This window comes from Streptomyces sp. NPDC025806 (assembly GCF_055558275.1).
The window spans coordinates 542,663-558,775 of the sequence record NZ_JBVHMU010000001.1 but is presented as its reverse complement, the minus strand read 5'-3'; the positions used below and the strand labels follow the sequence as shown (position 1 = coordinate 558,775).

The 16,113-nt window shown below is 68.7% G+C and carries 12 protein-coding genes and 1 tRNA gene; 9 read left to right on the top strand and 4 right to left on the bottom strand.

What is annotated here, in order from left to right; translation table 11 throughout:
* The first annotated feature begins 1,026 nt into the window (after positions 1–1,026).
* The 6 genes from ACZ4E1_RS02510 (at position 1,027) to ACZ4E1_RS02485 (ending at position 7,832) form a co-directional block, all read left to right on the top strand.
* On the top strand, positions 1,027–1,692 hold the full coding sequence (locus ACZ4E1_RS02510) for a hypothetical protein (RefSeq protein WP_467535047.1): 666 nt from the start codon (positions 1,027–1,029) through the stop codon (positions 1,690–1,692).
* 424 nt (positions 1,693–2,116) lie between these two features.
* Entirely contained in the window at positions 2,117–3,343 is a 1,227-nt protein-coding gene (locus tag ACZ4E1_RS02505) for a branched-chain amino acid ABC transporter substrate-binding protein (RefSeq protein WP_467535418.1), read from the top strand.
* A 163-nt stretch (positions 3,344–3,506) separates the two neighbouring features.
* The gene (locus ACZ4E1_RS02500; RefSeq protein WP_467535045.1) at positions 3,507–4,433 is read left to right on the top strand and encodes a branched-chain amino acid ABC transporter permease; all 927 of its coding nucleotides are present in this window, start codon (positions 3,507–3,509) and stop codon (positions 4,431–4,433) included.
* A 5-nt stretch (positions 4,434–4,438) separates the two neighbouring features.
* The gene (locus ACZ4E1_RS02495; RefSeq protein ID WP_467535043.1) at positions 4,439–6,229 is read left to right on the top strand and encodes a branched-chain amino acid ABC transporter permease; all 1,791 of its coding nucleotides are present in this window, start codon (positions 4,439–4,441) and stop codon (positions 6,227–6,229) included.
* 5 nt (positions 6,230–6,234) lie between these two features.
* Entirely contained in the window at positions 6,235–7,119 is an 885-nt protein-coding gene (locus tag ACZ4E1_RS02490; RefSeq protein ID WP_467535416.1) for an ABC transporter ATP-binding protein, read from the top strand.
* Positions 7,116–7,832, top strand: coding sequence for an ABC transporter ATP-binding protein (locus ACZ4E1_RS02485; protein WP_467535041.1), 717 nt, complete (start codon positions 7,116–7,118; stop codon positions 7,830–7,832). The genes ACZ4E1_RS02490 and ACZ4E1_RS02485 overlap by 4 nt, the downstream gene beginning before the upstream one ends.
* 70 nt (positions 7,833–7,902) lie before the next feature.
* On the opposite strand, the gene ACZ4E1_RS02480 is transcribed toward ACZ4E1_RS02485, so the two are convergent.
* Entirely contained in the window at positions 7,903–8,559 is a 657-nt protein-coding gene (locus ACZ4E1_RS02480) for an ANTAR domain-containing response regulator (protein ID WP_467535039.1), read from the bottom strand.
* Between the two features lie 99 nt (positions 8,560–8,658).
* Here ACZ4E1_RS02480 and ACZ4E1_RS02475 point away from each other — a divergent pair.
* Together ACZ4E1_RS02475 and ACZ4E1_RS02470 are read left to right on the top strand one after the other, a co-directional pair.
* Positions 8,659–8,741: transfer RNA gene (locus ACZ4E1_RS02475), tRNA-Leu, on the top strand.
* 87 nt (positions 8,742–8,828) lie between these two features.
* Positions 8,829–9,617: a transposase gene (locus tag ACZ4E1_RS02470; RefSeq protein ID WP_467535037.1), complete on the top strand. Its 789-nt coding sequence runs from the start codon at positions 8,829–8,831 to the stop codon at positions 9,615–9,617.
* 10 nt (positions 9,618–9,627) lie between these two features.
* Here ACZ4E1_RS02470 and pyk read toward each other — a convergent pair whose 3' ends face one another.
* Positions 9,628–11,064, bottom strand: a complete 1,437-nt coding sequence (gene pyk, locus ACZ4E1_RS02465) for a pyruvate kinase (protein ID WP_467535035.1) — start codon at positions 11,062–11,064, stop codon at positions 9,628–9,630.
* A 251-nt stretch (positions 11,065–11,315) separates the two neighbouring features.
* On the opposite strand from pyk, the gene ACZ4E1_RS02460 reads away from it, so the two are divergent.
* Positions 11,316–13,130, top strand: coding sequence for a bifunctional metallophosphatase/5'-nucleotidase (locus tag ACZ4E1_RS02460; RefSeq protein WP_467535033.1), 1,815 nt, complete (start codon positions 11,316–11,318; stop codon positions 13,128–13,130).
* A 25-nt stretch (positions 13,131–13,155) separates the two neighbouring features.
* Here ACZ4E1_RS02460 and ACZ4E1_RS02455 read toward each other — a convergent pair whose 3' ends face one another.
* Complete coding sequence (locus ACZ4E1_RS02455) at positions 13,156–14,613, bottom strand: lysine N(6)-hydroxylase/L-ornithine N(5)-oxygenase family protein (RefSeq protein WP_467535031.1); 1,458 nt, start codon at positions 14,611–14,613, stop codon at positions 13,156–13,158.
* On the bottom strand, positions 14,610–16,004 hold the full coding sequence (locus tag ACZ4E1_RS02450) for a pyridoxal phosphate-dependent decarboxylase family protein (protein WP_467535029.1): 1,395 nt from the start codon (positions 16,002–16,004) through the stop codon (positions 14,610–14,612). Before ACZ4E1_RS02450 ends, ACZ4E1_RS02455 begins: the two co-directional genes overlap by 4 nt.
* Between the last annotated feature and the right edge of the window lie 109 nt (positions 16,005–16,113).

The window sequence follows — 16,113 nt, the reverse complement described above, 5'->3', positions numbered from 1 at the left end:
GCACGGAGTGTGCCCTTTCAGGGGCGCGGGGCTGTACCCGATCAGCGACTCCGTCGCGGGGCGCGACCACCGGGCCCCTGAGGGCGCACGGAGTGTGCCCTTTCAGGGGCGCGGGGCTGTACCCGATCAGCGACTCCGTCGCGGGGCGCGACCACCGGGCCCCTGAGGGCGCACGGAGTGCGCCTTTCAGGGGCGCGGGGAACTGCGCGAGCAACCGCGACGGCGCAGCACTCGGCGATGGTGTTCGGCCCCTACGGCGGCGACGCTGTAGCCGAGGCCCGATGAAACGCGCACCCGGCACTTGGGCGCCGCCTTGCCCACCCGTGCCGCCCCAGGCGGCAGACTGCCCAAGGCTGGGTCGAGGCGACCCGGTACGCACCCGGAGCCGGGGCGCTGTCCCCAGAGAGGCCTCCCAAGACCCACCCCCAACTTGGGGGCGCGGTCTCGACAAGGCGACCGGAACGCGTACCCCACCCCAAGGTGTTCCCCGAGGCCAGGCGCCGGGCCGACGCCCCCGGAGGGGGCGGGATGGTGGGAAAGGGGCCGAGGCAAAGGGCAAGGCAGGCAGGCCAGGGCAGGGCAGAGCAGGGCGGGCCAGGGCAGGCCGGGCCAGGACGGGCCGGGGCAGGCCGGGCCAGGACGGGCCGGGGCAGGCCGGAGCACGGCAGGCCAAGCACGCGCAGGGCAGGCCAGGACGGGGCAGGGCCAGGACGGGCCGGGGCAGGGCAGGCCGGGCCAGGCCAGGGCGGAGCACGCCAAGCACGTGCAGGGCAGGCCAGGGGCGGGGCGACATGCCCCGGGTACCCCCGTGCCGCCAGGGGCGCGGGGAACTGCGCGACCAGCCACAACGCACGCGTCACCCGACAACGCACAGCACCCTGCCCCGCATCCCTCACCCCCACACCCGACCCACCCCGATCACCGCCCCGAAGCCCCGACCCAGCCCCCACCCTCAATCCCCAACGCCCAACCCCCAATCCCACCCCACCCGTTGGCGGAGCCTCAGCCTCCGGCTTACCGTCAACCATGACCGGCATCGGCCCCGTCGAACCCGTCGAACCTCCAGGGCCCCGAGAACCCCGCGAACCCCCAGAAATCCGCTACCCGCCGCCGCCCGACCCCACAGAAACCCTCGGCGCCGGCAACCCCGACACCCGCACCCCCGCGGAGCGCTGGGCCGCGCTCACCCCCCGTACCCGCCACACCCTCACGGCCACCCTCGCCCTCGGCGCAGCCCTCACCGCACTGCTCCTCCTGCGCCCGCCGCACTCCGATCCGGCCGCCGCCTCGTCCCCGTACCCCACCCAGACGACGTACCTGCACTACCAAGGCCCGGGCCCGGCGAAGCACACGTACCGGTTCCTGCTGCGCGTCGAGTCCGGAAGCCCCGTCACCGTCAGCCGACTGCGCCTGCCCTTCGCCGAGTTCGCCACCCGCACGACACCGCGACTGCCACTGACGGTGAACGCCGGCGACACCGCGCCGCTCACCGTGGAGATCCGCGTACGGCACTGCACACGGCCCCCGCGCACGATCGATCTCCCCCACCTCGACCTGACCCTGCGCAACCAACGCGCCCTGCAACAGCACAGCTTCCTGTTCGGCGGAGCCTTCCCGCACGCTCTCGCCCAGCAGTTGAGCGCCGCGTGCCCGGCCGAACACCCCGGGACCCACCTCACCACCCGACGGTGACACAGCGTTACATCTGCCGAAACACAGCAATGCACCGCAACACGAACACGGCACCCTGGTCACAGAACACCCACCACCGGCGCCCCCACCCTCCTCGGACCACCAGGTAAGGACCAAGATCCACTCAAGTTCCTTAGCGGAACTGGGCGTTCTCAACCACCGAACCCACCCGCCGGGCGCCCGAAAAGGTCCGATCATCCCTCCTGCTCCTCCTCATCACCACCCCGGCATAACAAGAGCGTCACAGCCTCTCCCACCCAGTGCCCCACTCCCCCACCTGCGCTTATAGTCACGGCCAGTCACCGCGCCGCCGGGCGCGTCACTTGCACGGCCCCTGTACCACCCCAGTACGGCCCGGCGAGACACACGGCCCCCGACCACGTGGGCCGCGCCAGGGAGAGGAATGATCGTGCGACACCGTTCTTTGCTCATACTCACCACAGTGCTCACCACCGGAGCACTGACCCTCACCGCCTGCGGTTCCCGCGACGAAGGCGGCGACAAGGGTGGCGACAGCGGCGGCACCACGCTGACCATCGGTGTCGACGCCCCCCTCTCCGGCGAGAACTCCACGACCGGCCTCGGCATCCAGTACGGCGCCCAGATCGCCATCGACGACGCCAACAAGAAGAAGACCGTCGACGGCGTCACCTTCAAGCTGAAGGCCCTCGACGACAAGGCCCAGCCCGCCACCGGCCAGCAGAACGCCACCGCGCTCGTCGGCGACAAGAGCGTCATCGGCGCCGTCGGCCCGCTGAACTCCGGCGTCGCCCAGTCGATGCAGCAGGTCTTCGCCTCCGCCAACATGGTGCAGATCTCGCCGTCCAACACGGACCCCTCCCTCACGCAGGGCAAGGACTGGCAGGGCGGCACCAAGAAGCGCGCCTACAAGACGTACTTCCGCACCGCCACCACCGACGCCCTCCAGGGCGGCTTCGCGGCCGACTACGCCTACAACACGCTCAAGAAGAAGAAGGCCTTCGTCGTCGACGACAAGCAGACCTACGGCGCCGGCCTCGCCAAGATCTTCAAGGAGCAGTTCGTCAACGCGGGCGGCAAGGCCGTCGGCACCGACCACATCAACACCGGTGACAAGGACTTCGCCTCCCTCGTCTCCCGCATCAAGGCCGCCAAGGCCGACATCGTCTACTACGGCGGCCAGTACGACGAGTCCCAGCTGATCACCAAGCAGCTCAAGGAAGCCGGCGTCAAGATCCCGCTGTTCGGCGGTGACGGCATGTTCGCCACCACCTACATCGAGACCGCCGGCAAGGCCGCCGAAGGCGACCTCTCCACCTCCGTCGGCGTCCCCGTCGACACCCTGCCCGCCGCCAAGACCTTCGTCGACACCTACAAGGCCAAGGGCTACAAGGGCGACTACGGCGCCTACGGCGGCTACTCCTACGACGCCACCACCGCCATCATCAACGCGGTCAAGGCCGTCAAGGAAGCCAACGGCGGCAAGCTGCCCTCCGGCGACGAACTCCGCTCCAAGGTCGTCGACGCCGTCCAGAAGTCCAACTTCGACGGCATCACCGGCAAGGTCGCCTTCGACGAGTTCGGCGACACCACCAACAAGCAGCTGACCGTGTACCAGGTCGAGAAGGGCGCGTGGAAGGCCGTCAAGACCGGCACCTACGAAGGCAGCTGACCCACGTCGGCCCACCCTCGTGAGCCGGCCCCGGCCGGCTGAACCACGACCCCAGCACCACCACGGGCCGCGCGGCAGGACGACCCCGACCGCGCGGCCCGTTCTCACACCCACCCAGCACCCCATGGGTGCACACGACCACCAGCGACATGGAGGCCATGCGGTGAACACCCTGCCGCAGCAGCTGGCCAACGGGCTGCTCCTCGGCTCGATGTACGGGCTCATCGCCATCGGCTACACGATGGTGTACGGCATCGTCCAGCTCATCAACTTCGCGCACGGCGAGATATTCATGACCGGAGCGTTCGGCGCGCTCACGGTCTCCCTGATCCTTCCCACCGGCACCTCGATGTGGATCCTGCTCCCCGCCATGCTGATCGGAGGCGGCCTCGTCGCCATCCTGATCGCTGTAGGAGCGGAACGATTCGCCTACAGACCCCTGCGCGGAGCCCCCCGACTGGCACCCCTCATCACCGCCATCGGCCTCTCCCTCGCCCTCCAGGAAGCGGTCCGCAACTTCTACCCGAAGGCCGACCGCCCCCGCACCTTCCCCGACATCGGCGGCTCCCACGACCTCGGCAGCATCACCATCCGGGACGGCGACCTCTTCCTCATCATCGCCGCCGCCCTCTGCATGACCGGACTCGCCCTCTTCGTCCGCCGCAGCCGCACCGGCCGCGCCATGCAGGCCACCGCCCAGGACCCGGACACCGCCCAGCTCATGGGCATCGACACGAACCGCATCATCGTGATCGCCTTCGCCATCGGCGGCCTCTTCGCCGCCGTCGCCGCGATCGCCTACGGGTTCAAGTACGGCTCCATCGACTACCGCATGGGCTTCCTCATGGGCCTCAAGGCCTTCACCGCGGCCGTCCTCGGCGGCATCGGCAACATCTACGGCGCCATGCTCGGCGGACTCGTCCTCGGCATCGCCGAAACCCTCGCCTCCGCCTACATCGACGGCATCCCCGGCATGCAGCAACTCGGCGGCTCCACCTGGGCCAACGTCTGGGCCTTCGGCCTCCTCATCCTCGTCCTCCTCTTCAGGCCCCAAGGCCTGCTGGGCGAACGCGTCGCGGACAGGGCGTGACCACCATGACGGACACCACCATGAACAAGACCGACGCCCCCACCCGCGGGCTCCTCCCCCTCCCGGCCGGCGCCGCCCGCGCCCTCGTCCTCGCCGGCGGCATCGCCACCACGGCCTCCGCCTTCCTCGCCTGGACCTGGACCGCCGAATTCCCCGGCGACCTCACCATCACCGGCTACCCCGGCGGCCTCCAATGGCTCACCTTCGTCGCCGGCATCCTCACCGCCCTCACCGGACTCGCCCACTACGGCGTCCCCGGCCTGCGCGCCCTCGCCGGCAACGGCAACAACGCACCCACCGCACTCGCCGCACTCGGCGCCTTCGGCACCACCTGGTTCACCGTCATCGCGATCGCCGCCAAACTCGGCGGACTCGCCAACCTCGAACCCGGCGGCTGGATCGCGGCCGTCGCCTCCCTGCTGCCCCTCCTCGGCGCCTTCGCCCTCCCCCAGCACGGAGCCGGCACCCAAAGCGCCAAGGACACCTTCCGCAGCTACCTCGCCAAGCCCGACGGCCTCACCCCCATCGCACTGCCCAGCCCCTGGATCCAGCGCGTCCTCGTCACCGCCGTCACCATCGCCGGCCTCACCGTCTTCACCTACGGCATCGACACCGAGTACGGCGAACTCTTCATCGGCTTCCTCATCGTCACCGTCTTCGCCCTCTGGGCCCTCCACACCGCCGGCCTGCTCGACGTGGTCTCCCGCCTCACCGCCAAGAACCGCGCCTTCACGCTCGCCATGGGCTTCGCCGCCGCGATCGCCTTCCCCTTCACCCAGACCGACGACCACTACGCCAACATCGGCGTCAACATCCTGATCTTCGGCACCGTCGCCCTCGGCCTCAACATCGTCGTCGGCCTCGCCGGACTCCTCGACCTCGGATACGTCGCCTTCCTCGGCGTCGGCGCCTACACCGCCGCCCTCGTCTCCGGCTCCGAGTTCTCCACCTTCTCCGGCGTCCAGTTCCCCTTCTGGGCCGCCGCCCTCACCGGCGCCGCCGCATCCCTCGTCTTCGGCGTCCTCATCGGCGCACCCACCCTGCGACTGCGCGGCGACTACCTCGCCATCGTCACCCTCGGCTTCGGAGAGATCTTCCGCATCGCCGTCAACAACATGGACGGCGACTCCGGCCCCGACCTCACCAACGGCCCCAACGGCATCCCCTCGATCCCGGACCTCAACCTCCTCGGCATCGACTTCGGCCAGAGCCACGACATCGCCGGCTTCACCCTCGGCCGCTTCGCCAACTACTACCTGCTCATGGTCCTCGTCATGGCCATCGTCGTCCTCGTCTACACCCGCGCCGCCGACTCCCGCATCGGCCGCAGCTGGGTCGCCATCCGCGAGGACGAGACCGCCGCCACCGCCATGGGCATCAACGGCTTCCGCGTCAAACTCGTCGCCTTCGCCCTCGGCGCCGCCCTCGCCGGCCTCGCCGGCACCGTCAGCGCCCACGTCACCTACAGCGTCGTCCCGAACCCCTACCAGTTCGCCGGATCGACCCCGCCCAACTCCGCGTTCCTCCTCGCCGCCGTCGTCCTCGGCGGCATGGGCACCGTCGCGGGACCCCTCCTCGGCGCAGCCCTGCTCTACCTCCTGCCCGAGAAGCTCGTCTTCCTCCAGGACAAGTCGCTCCTCGCCTTCGGCGTCGCCCTCGTCCTCCTCATGCGCTTCCGCCCCGAAGGCATCATCGCCAACCGCCGCCGCCAACTCGAATTCCACGAGACCGGCCAACTCGACGTACCCGAACAACGGCTGCCCGACGAACCGGCCACCACCAAGGCGGGGGCGTGACCACCATGACCACACAGACCACCCCCACCCCGCAGACCGCGCAGACCGTCCTCGAAGCCCGTGACGTCACCATGCGCTTCGGCGGCCTCACCGCCGTCCGCAGCGTCGACCTCACCGTCCGCGAAGGCGAGATCGTCGGCCTCATCGGCCCCAACGGCGCCGGCAAAACCACCTTCTTCAACTGCCTCACCGGCCTCTACGTCCCCACCGAGGGCAAAGTCGCCTACAAAGGCACCGTCCTGCCGCCCAAGCCCCACCTCGTCACCCAGGCCGGCATCGCCCGCACCTTCCAGAACATCCGGCTCTTCGCCAACATGACCGTCCTGGAAAACGTCCTCGTCGGCCGCCACACCCGCACCAAAGAAGGCCTCTGGTCCGCCCTCCTGCGCGGCCCCGGCTTCAAGAAAGCCGAACGCGCCAGCGAAGAACGCGCCATGGAACTCCTCGAGTTCATCGGCCTCGAACACAAACGCGACCACCTCGCCCGCAACCTCCCCTACGGCGAACAGCGCAAGCTCGAAATCGCCCGCGCCCTCGCCAGCGACCCCGGACTCCTCCTCCTCGACGAGCCCACCGCCGGCATGAACCCGCAGGAAACCCGGGCCACCGAGGAACTCGTCTTCGCGATCCGCGACAAGGGCATCGCCGTCCTCGTCATCGAGCACGACATGCGCTTCATCTTCAACCTCTGCGACCGCGTCGCCGTCCTCGTCCAGGGCGAAAAGCTCGTCGAAGGCACCAGCGACGTCGTCCAGGGCGACGAGCGCGTGGTCGCCGCCTACCTCGGCACCCCCTTCGAGGGCGCCCCCGAGGACACCGCACTCGCAGAGGTCCAGGCCGCCGAAGCACAGGCCGCCACGGACAGCACCACAGAAGGAGACAACCAGTGACCGCGCTGCTGGAAGTCGAAGACCTCCACGTCGCCTACGGCAAGATCGAAGCCGTCAAAGGCATCTCCTTCAGCGTCGAAGAAGGCCAGGTCGTCACCCTCATCGGCACCAACGGCGCCGGCAAGACCACGACCCTGCGCACCCTCTCCGGCCTCCTCAAGCCCTCCAGCGGAAAAATCACCTTCGCCGGACAGCCCCTCACCTCCGTCCCCGCACACAAGATCGTGGCACTGGGCCTCGCCCACTCCCCCGAAGGACGCCACATCTTCCCGCGCCTCACCATCGCGGAGAACCTCCAGCTCGGCGCCTTCCTCCGGAAGGACAACGCGGGCATCGAGAAGGACATGCAGCGCGCCTACGAGCTGTTCCCGATCCTCGGCGAACGGCGCAAGCAGGCCGCGGGCACCCTCTCCGGCGGCGAGCAGCAGATGCTCGCCATGGGCCGTGCCCTCATGTCCCAGCCCAAGCTGCTCATGCTCGACGAGCCCTCCATGGGTCTCTCCCCGATCATGATGCAGAAGATCATGTCCACCATCTCCGAGCTCAAGTCCCAGGGCACCACCATCCTGCTCGTCGAGCAGAACGCCCAGGCCGCGCTCTCCCTGGCCGACCACGGCCACGTCATGGAGGTCGGCTCCATCGTCCTCTCCGGCACCGGCCAGGACCTCCTCCACGACGAGTCCGTCCGCAAGGCCTACCTCGGCGAGGACTGACCCGCACACGGCGAAGGCCCGCACCCCCGTCATCCCGGGGTGCGGGCCTTCGTCACGTACACCTACGAGGTCAGCCCTTGGCCGCCTTCTTCTCCTCGGCGTCCTCGATGACCGCCTCCGCGACCTGCTGCATCGACAGCCGCCGGTCCATCGACGTCTTCTGAATCCACCGGAACGCCGCCGGCTCGGTGAGCCCGTACTCCGTCTGCAGCACCGACTTCGCCCGGTCCACCAGCTTCCGCGTCTCCAGCCGCTGCGTGAGGTCCGCGACCTCCTTCTCCAGCGTCTTCAGCTCCGTGAACCGCGACACCGCCATCTCGATCGCCGGCACCACATCACTCTTGCTGAACGGCTTCACCAGGTACGCCATCGCACCCGCGTCCCGCGCCCGCTCCACGAGGTCGCGCTGCGAGAACGCCGTCAGCATCAGCACCGGAGCGATCGACTCCTCGGCGATCTTCTCCGCCGCGCTGATCCCGTCCAGCTTCGGCATCTTCACATCCAGGATCACCAGATCCGGCTTGTGCTCACGGGCCAGCTCGACGGCCTGCTCACCGTCACCGGCCTCACCCACGACGGTGTAGCCCTCTTCCTCGAGCATCTCTTTCAGGTCGAGGCGGATCAGGGCCTCGTCCTCGGCGATGACGACGCGGGTCGTCAGCGGCGGCACGTGCGACTGGTCGTCGTCGACAGCGTCGACAGGCTGGGGCGACTCGGGGGCGGTCACGGGGGCGCTCCTTGTTCGGGCAGGCTGGGGGCTGCCTCTAGAGCCTACCTAGCTGCGGCCGGGAGCGGAGACCCGGTATGCTTCCGACCAGCTCATCTGGCCGGGTTGGTGGAACGGTATACACGGAGGTCTCAAACACCTCTGCCTGAAAGGGCTTGCGGGTTCGAATCCCGCACCCGGCACATTTCGCACCGAAGCGGATGTTCACATTCTCGTGAACATCCGCTTTTTGCTGCATGGCGTCACGATCAGTCACGCAGGGTGTGCATGTGAACTACCACAGCACAGAGGTACGACAGCGGGCGCTCACCCTGCTACGTGGCGGCGCCCGCAATGCAGATGTCGCCCGAGACCTGAACATTCCGCTGGGCACCATCGGCTACTGGAAGCACATGGACCGCTCCAAGCGCGGCGAGTGTCCCGGCTCGCACGATCCCTCATGCCCTCGGTGTGACGGCCGAGCACTCGACGAAGCCGCGTACTCCTATCTGCTCGGTCAGTACCTGGGCGACGGGCACGTGAGCCACTACTCCAGCCACCGGGTGCCGAACCTCATGATCACCTGCGCGGATGCGTGGCCTGGTATCGCCGAGGAGACCGAGGCTGCCATGCGTGCCGTTTTCCCCGACAACCGAACTTGCCGCGTGCAACGCATCGGATGCCAGAATGTGAAGGTCTACTCAAAACACCTGATCTGCCTCTTCCCTCAGCACGGACCCGGCATGAAGCACACCCGCAGGATCGAACTTGAGCCCTGGCAGCAGGAGATCGTCGACGCGCACCCGTGGGAGTTCATCCGCGGCCTGATCCACTCCGACGGGTGCCGCATCACCAACTGGACGACCCGGCTCGTCGGCGGTGAGCGGAAGCGGTACGAGTACCCGCGGTACTTCTTCACCAACAAGTCCGACTGCATCCGGCAGCTCTTCACGGACACGCTCGATGCGCTCGGACTGACTTGGACGCACTGCACCCGGCACGGGAACCCGTACAACATCTCCGTCGCCCGGAAGGCCGATGTGGCACGCATGGACGAGCACATCGGCCCCAAGTACTGAGCAGCGGTGGCTACTTCGGGCTGTCGTCCTCGCCGATGTGGTGGACGCGGACGAGGTTGGTGGAGCCGGGGACGCCGGGTGGGGAGCCAGCGGTGATGACGACGGTGTCACCCTTGGCGCAGCGGCCGATTTTGAGGAGTTCTTCGTCGACCTGGGCGACCATGGCGTCGGTGGAGTCGACGTGGGGGCCGAGGAAGGTTTCGACGCCCCAGGTGAGGTTGAGTTGGGAGCGGGTGGCGGGGTCGGGGGTGAAGGCGAGGAGGGGGATGGGTGAGCGGTAGCGGGAGAGGCGTCGGACGGTGTCGCCGGACTGGGTGAAGGCGACGAGGAGTTTGGCGCCGAGGAAGTCGCCCATTTCGGCGGCGGCGCGGGCGACGGCTCCGCCTTGGGTGCGGGGTTTGTTGCGTTCGGTGAGGGGTGGGAGGCCCTTGGCGAGGATGTCTTCTTCGGCGGCTTCGACGATGCGGCTCATGGTGGCGACGGTTTCGACGGGGTATTTGCCGACGCTGGTCTCGCCGGAGAGCATGACGGCGTCGGTGCCGTCGATGACGGCGTTGGCGACGTCGCTGGCTTCGGCGCGGGTGGGGCGGGAGTTGTCGATCATCGAGTCGAGCATCTGGGTGGCGACGATGACGGGTTTGGCGTTGCGTTTGGCGAGTTTGATGGCGCGCTTTTGGACGATGGGGACTTGTTCGAGGGGCATTTCGACGCCGAGGTCGCCGCGGGCGACCATGATGCCGTCGAATGCGGCGACGATGTCGTCGATGTTGTCGACGGCCTGGGGTTTTTCGATTTTGGCGATGACGGGGAGGCGGCGGCCTTCCTCGTTCATGATGCGGTGGACGTCTTCGATGTCGCGGCCGGTGCGGACGAAGGAGAGGGCGATGATGTCGGCGCCGGTGCGCAGGGCCCAGCGGAGGTCGGCCTCGTCTTTCTCGCTCAGGGCGGGGACGCTGACGGCGACGCCGGGGAGGTTGAGGCCTTTGTGGTCGGAGACCATGCCGCCTTCGATGACGGTGGTGTGGACGCGGGGGCCGTTGACGCGGGTGACTTCGAGGGTGACTTTGCCGTCGTCGACGAGGATGCGTTCGCCGGGGGTGACGTCGGTGGCGAGGCCGTCGTAGGTGGTGCCGCAGGTCTGGCGGTCGCCTTGGGTGTCGGGTTCGACGGTGATGGTGAACTCGTCGCCGCGTTCAAGGAGTACGGGTCCTTCGCTGAAGCGGCCGAGGCGGATCTTCGGGCCTTGAAGGTCGGCGAGGACGCCGACGCTGCGGCCGGTCTCGTCGGAGGCCTTTCGCACGCGCTGGTAGCGCTCCTCGTGTTCGGCGTAGGTGCCGTGGCTGAGGTTGAAGCGGGCTACGTCCATGCCGGCTTCGACGAGTGCCTTGATCTGGTCGTACGAGTCGGTGGCGGGGCCCAGGGTGCAGACGATTTTTGCTCGGCGCATGGTTCGAGCCTAGGGCTTACCGGTGGGTAGAGATTTGGTGCGACATGACGACTCAACAAGCTTTACCTGAAGGACTGTTGACAAGTCTTGTATCTGTGCGGGCGGGTGCTCTGATGAGCGTGTGGGGTGGGTGGTTCGGCGGCTGGTCATCGGATCGAAATGTGTGGGGGGTGTTGCGGGTTGGGCTTCCTGGTCCAGAATCTACGCGCGTCATCACCACTGTTGTTCGTCCGTAGGTCAGGAGCCCGTCCATGTCGTTGAACCGCAGATCCTTCCTGGGCAAGTCCGCCGCGACTGGTGCGGGGGTCGCGCTGGCCGGTGGTGTCGTGGCGCCGTCGGCCGAGGCCGCCACCGGCGCTCCGGGGCGCGCGAAGCCGAAGAAGCGGTACGCGTTCACGGTCATGGGCACGACGGACCTGCACGGTCACGTCTTCAACTGGGACTACTACAAGGACGCCGAGTACAAGGACGCGGCGGGCAACGCGCAGGGTCTGTCGCGGATCTCGACGCTGGTGTCGCGGATCCGTGAGGAGGAGGGGCGCGGGAACACGCTGCTGATCGACGCGGGTGACACGATCCAGGGCACTCCGCTGACGTACTACTTCGCGCGCGTGGATCCGATCACGGCGGCGAACGGTCCGGTGCATCCGATGGCGCAGGCGATGAACGCGATCGGGTACGACGCGGCGGCGCTCGGCAATCACGAGTTCAACTACGGCATCGACACGCTGCGCAAGTTCGAGTCGCAGCTGCGTTTCCCGCTGCTCGGCGCGAACGCGGTGGACGCGAAGACCGAGAAGCCGGCCTTCGCCCCGTACGTCATCAAGACGCTGCGTACGCCGCACGGCAAGGACGTGAAGGTGGCGATTCTGGGGCTGACGAACCCGGGGATCGCGATCTGGGACAAGGCGTATGTGCAGGGGAAGCTGAAGTTCCCGGGGCTTGAGGAGCAGGCGGCGAAGTGGGTGCCGAAGCTGCGGTCGATGGGTGCGGACGTGGTGGTCGTGTCGGCGCACTCGGGTGCGTCGGGGACGTCGTCGTGGGGTGATCAGCTGCCGTACGTGGAGAACGCGGCGGCGCGGGTGGCGGCGAAGGTGCCGGGGATCGACGCGATTCTGGTGGGGCACGCGCATGTGGAGATCGAGCAGCAGGTGGTGACGAACGAGGAGACGGGCCGGTCGGTCGTGCTGGCGGAGCCGCTGTGTTACGCGGAGCGGCTCGCGCGGTTCGATTTCGAGCTGGAGTGGGTGAAGGGTCGCTGGACGGTGGCGTCGGTGACGTCGAAGCTGCTGAACTCGAACACGGTGGCGGACGATCCGGAGATCACGAAGCTGTTGGCGGCGCAGCATGCGCTGGTGGTGAAGTACGTGAATCAGGTGGTGGGTTCGGCGAAGGTCGAGCTGACGACGGTGGACGCGCGGTACAAGGACGCGCCGATCATCGATCTGATCAACAAGGTGCAGGCCGATGTGGTGACGGAGGCGTTGAAGTCGACGGAGTACGCGTCGTTGCCGGTGCTGTCGCAGGCGTCGCCGTTCTCGCGGACCTCGGCGATCCCGGCGGGCGAGGTGACGATCCGGGACCTGTCGAGTCTGTATGTGTACGACAACACGCTGGTGGCGAAGTTGATGACGGGTGCGCAGTTGCGGGCGTATCTGGAGTTCTCGGCGGAGTACTTCGTGCAGACGGCGCCGGACGCGCCGGTGGACGTGGAGAAGTTGACGAACGCGGGGAACCGGCCGGACTACAACTACGACTACGTGTCGGGGCTGTCGTACGACATCGACATCGCTCAGCCGGCGGGTTCGCGGATCAAGAACCTGAAGTTCGGCGGCAAGGATCTGGACGATGCGGCGAGGTTCGTGTTCGCGGTGAACAACTACCGGGCGAACGGTGGCGGTGCGTTCCCGCATGTGGCGAACGCCCAGGAGTTGTGGTCGGAGTCGACGGAGATTCGTACGCGGATCGCGGAGTGGGTGACGGCGAAGGGTGTGCTGGATCCGGCGGACTTCGCGTCGGTGGACTGGCGGCTGACGCGGGCGGGGACGCCGGTGTTCGCCCAGTAGTTCGGGCCGGTGGTTGCGGCCGGGGTCAGCTTCGGTCGAGGTCGTCCTGAAGTTCCACGAGAGCGCGCTGTCCGGGTCCGGTGTTCTGGTCCTGGGGGGCGCGTTCGTCGTGGGGGGTGAGGCCGAAGGTGGTGAAGGCGGTGCGGCGGGGCTGGGGGTAGGGGTCCTTGCCGGTGAGGCTGTTGAGGATGGTGGCGCTGCGCCAGGCGGCGAGGCCGAGGTCGGGGGCGCCGACGCCGTGGGTGTGGCGTTCGGCGTTCTGTACGTAGACGCGGCCGCCGGCGCCTTGGACGGTGTCGTCGAGGACGAGGCGGAACTGGTCGTCGATGCGGGGGCGGCCGGAGGCGTCGCGTCGGATGTGGGGGTCGAGGCCGGAGAGGATGCGGCCGAGGGGGCGTTCCTTGTAGCCGGTGGCGAGGACGACGGCGTCGGTGGTGAGGCGGCTGCGGATGCCTTGTTCCTGGTGTTCGAGGTGGAGTTCGATGCGCTGGTCGGCGAGGCGGCCGGCGGTGCGGACGCCGATGCCGGGGGTGAGGGTGACGTCGGGCCAGCCGCCGTGGAGGGTGCGTTGGTAGAGCTCTTCGTGGATGGCGGCGATGGTGTCGGCGTCGATGCCCTTGTGGAGTTGCCATTGGGCGGGGACGAGTCCGTCGCGTACGGGTTCGGGGAGGGCGTGGAAGTAGCGGGTGTAGTCGGGGGTGAAGTGTTCGAGGCCGAGTTTGCTGTATTCCATGGGGGCGAAGGCCTGGGTGCGGGCGAGCCAGTGGAGGTTTTCGTGGCCGGTGGGGCGGCGGCGCAGGAGGTCGAGGAAGATTTCGGCGCCGGACTGGCCGCTGCCGATGACGGTGACGTGGTCGGCGGCGAGGAGGCGTTCGCGGTGGTTCAGGTAGTCGGCGGAGTGGATGACGGGGACGGTGGGGGCGTCGGCGAGGGGTTTGAGGGGGGCGGGGACGAAGGGTTCGGTGCCGATGCCGAGGGCGATGTTGCGGGTGTGGGTGCGGCCGAGGGCTTCGGCTTCGCCGTGGGTGTCGAGTTGGGTGTAGTCGACTTCGAACAGGGCGCGTTGGGGGTTCCAGCGGACGGCGTCGACTTGGTGGCTGTAGTGGAGTCCGGGGAGGTTTTCGCTGACCCAGCGGCAGTAGGCGTCGTATTCGGCGCGTTGGATGTGGAAGCGCTCGGCGAAGTAGAAGGGGAAGAGGCGTTCGCGGGTTTTGAGGTAGTTGAGGAAGGACCAGGGGCTGGCGGGGTCGGCGAGGGTGACGAGGTCGGCGAGGAAGGGGACTTGGAGGGTGGCGCCGTCGATGAGGAGGCCGGGGTGCCAGTGGAAGGCGGGGCGTTGTTCGTAGAAGACGGTGTCGAGTTCGGTGAGGGGGTGGGCGAGGGCGGCGAGGGAGAGGTTGAAGGGGCCGATGCCGATGCCGACGAGGTCGCGGGGTGCGTCGGTGGGGGTGTGGGGGGGCTGCGGTGCGGGCGCGGCAGTCATCGGGGGGTGTGTCCTTCCACCAGTTTCAGGAGCGTGGCGAGGTCGCCGGGGTCGGTGTGTGGGTTGAGGAGGGTGGCTTTGAGCCAGAGGCGGCCGTCGATGCGGGCGCGGCCGAGGACGGCGCGGCCTTCGGTGAGCAGGCGGCGGCGGATCTCGGCGATGTCGTCGTCGTTCGCGCCGGTGGGGCGGAAGAGGACGGTGGTGAGGGTGGGGGTGTCGTAGAGGTCGAGGCCGGGGTGGAGGTCGATGAGGTGGGCGAGGTGGTGGGCGAGGGCGATGACCTGGTCGACGAGGGCGGCGATGCCGGTGCGGCCGAGGGCTTTGAGGGTGACGGCGATCTTGAGGATGTCGGGGCGGCGGGTGGTGCGCAGGGAGCGGCCGAGGAGGTCGGGGAGTCCGGCTTCGGTGTCGTCGTCGGCGTTGAGGTAGTCGGCCTGGTGGGTGAGGGGGGTCAGGTCGGTGGGTCGGCGTACGGCGAGGAGTCCGGCGGCGACGGGTTGCCAGCCCAGTTTGTGCAGGTCGAGGGTGACGGTGTGGGCGCGGTCGAGGCCGGTGAGCTGGGCGCGGTGGTGGGGGCTGAAGAGGAGGCCGGCGCCGTAGGCGGCGTCGATGTGGAGGCGGGTGCCGTGGGCCGCGCACAGGTCGGCGATCTCGGGGAGGGGGTCGATGAGGCCGGCGTCGGTGGTGCCGGCGGTGGCGGCGACGAGGTGGGGGCCGGGGAGGTCGGTGAGGGCTTCGTCGAGGGTGGCGGGGTCGAGGGTGCCGTTGGGGGTGGGCAGCACGATGGGTTCGGGCAGGCCGAGGAGCCAGGCGGCGCGGGTGAGGCTGTGGTGGGCGTTGGCGCCGGTGATGAGCTGGAGGGGGCGGGTGGTGCGGTGGGTCTCGCGGGCGAGGAGGACGGCGAGTTGGTTGGCTTCGGTGCCGCCGGTGGTGACGAGGGCGTCGGGGGCGGTGTCGGTGCCGGTGTGCGGGTAGACCTCGCGGGCGAGGGTGCTGGTGATGAGGGTTTCGAGGGTGGAGGCGGCGGGGGCCTGGTCCCAGGAGTCCATGGAGGGGTTGAGGGCGCTCGCGGCGAGGTCGGCGGCGGTGGCGACGGCGAGGGGCGGGCAGTGGAGGTGGGCCGCGCAGAGGGGGTCGGCGGGGTCGGCGGCGCCTTCGGTGAGGGCGGTGACGAGGGTGCGCAGGGCGGTTTCGGCGCCGGTGCCGTGTTCGGGGAGCGGGTTGCCGGCTGCCGCTGCGAGGCGGGTGGCGACGGTTTCGGGGCCGCCGGGTGGGAGGGGGCCTCCACGGTTTGCTCCGCCGGTGCGCAGGGCTTCCAGGACGGTGTCGAGGAGGGGCCGCAGGGCGTCGGGGCCGTCTGTGCCTCCGGCCAGGGGTGGCAAGGTGCGCATGCGGGGCCCTTCGGGGACTGGGCGGTCAGGTGGGTGCGGCCAGTCTTCGACGGGGCGGGAGCGTGCTCGGGGTGATCACGTGAAGTGGACCCGAAAGAGGGATGGGTGG

What these genes read in the sequence shown, in the direction of transcription:
- ACZ4E1_RS02495 (WP_467535043.1), top strand. Translation starts at nt 4,439, where the DNA reads ATGACGGACACCACCATGAACAAGACCGACGCCCCCACCCGCGGGCTC.
- ACZ4E1_RS02490 (WP_467535416.1), top strand. Translation starts at nt 6,235, where the DNA reads ATGACCACACAGACCACCCCCACCCCGCAGACCGCGCAGACCGTCCTC.
- ACZ4E1_RS02450 (WP_467535029.1), bottom strand. Translation starts at nt 16,004, where the DNA reads ATGCGCACCTTGCCACCCCTGGCCGGAGGCACAGACGGCCCCGACGCC.
- ACZ4E1_RS02510 (WP_467535047.1), top strand. Translation starts at nt 1,027, where the DNA reads ATGACCGGCATCGGCCCCGTCGAACCCGTCGAACCTCCAGGGCCCCGA.
- ACZ4E1_RS02455 (WP_467535031.1), bottom strand. Translation starts at nt 14,613, where the DNA reads ATGACTGCCGCGCCCGCACCGCAGCCCCCCCACACCCCCACCGACGCA.
- ACZ4E1_RS02460 (WP_467535033.1), top strand. Translation starts at nt 11,316, where the DNA reads ATGTCGTTGAACCGCAGATCCTTCCTGGGCAAGTCCGCCGCGACTGGT.
- pyk (WP_467535035.1), bottom strand. Translation starts at nt 11,064, where the DNA reads ATGCGCCGAGCAAAAATCGTCTGCACCCTGGGCCCCGCCACCGACTCG.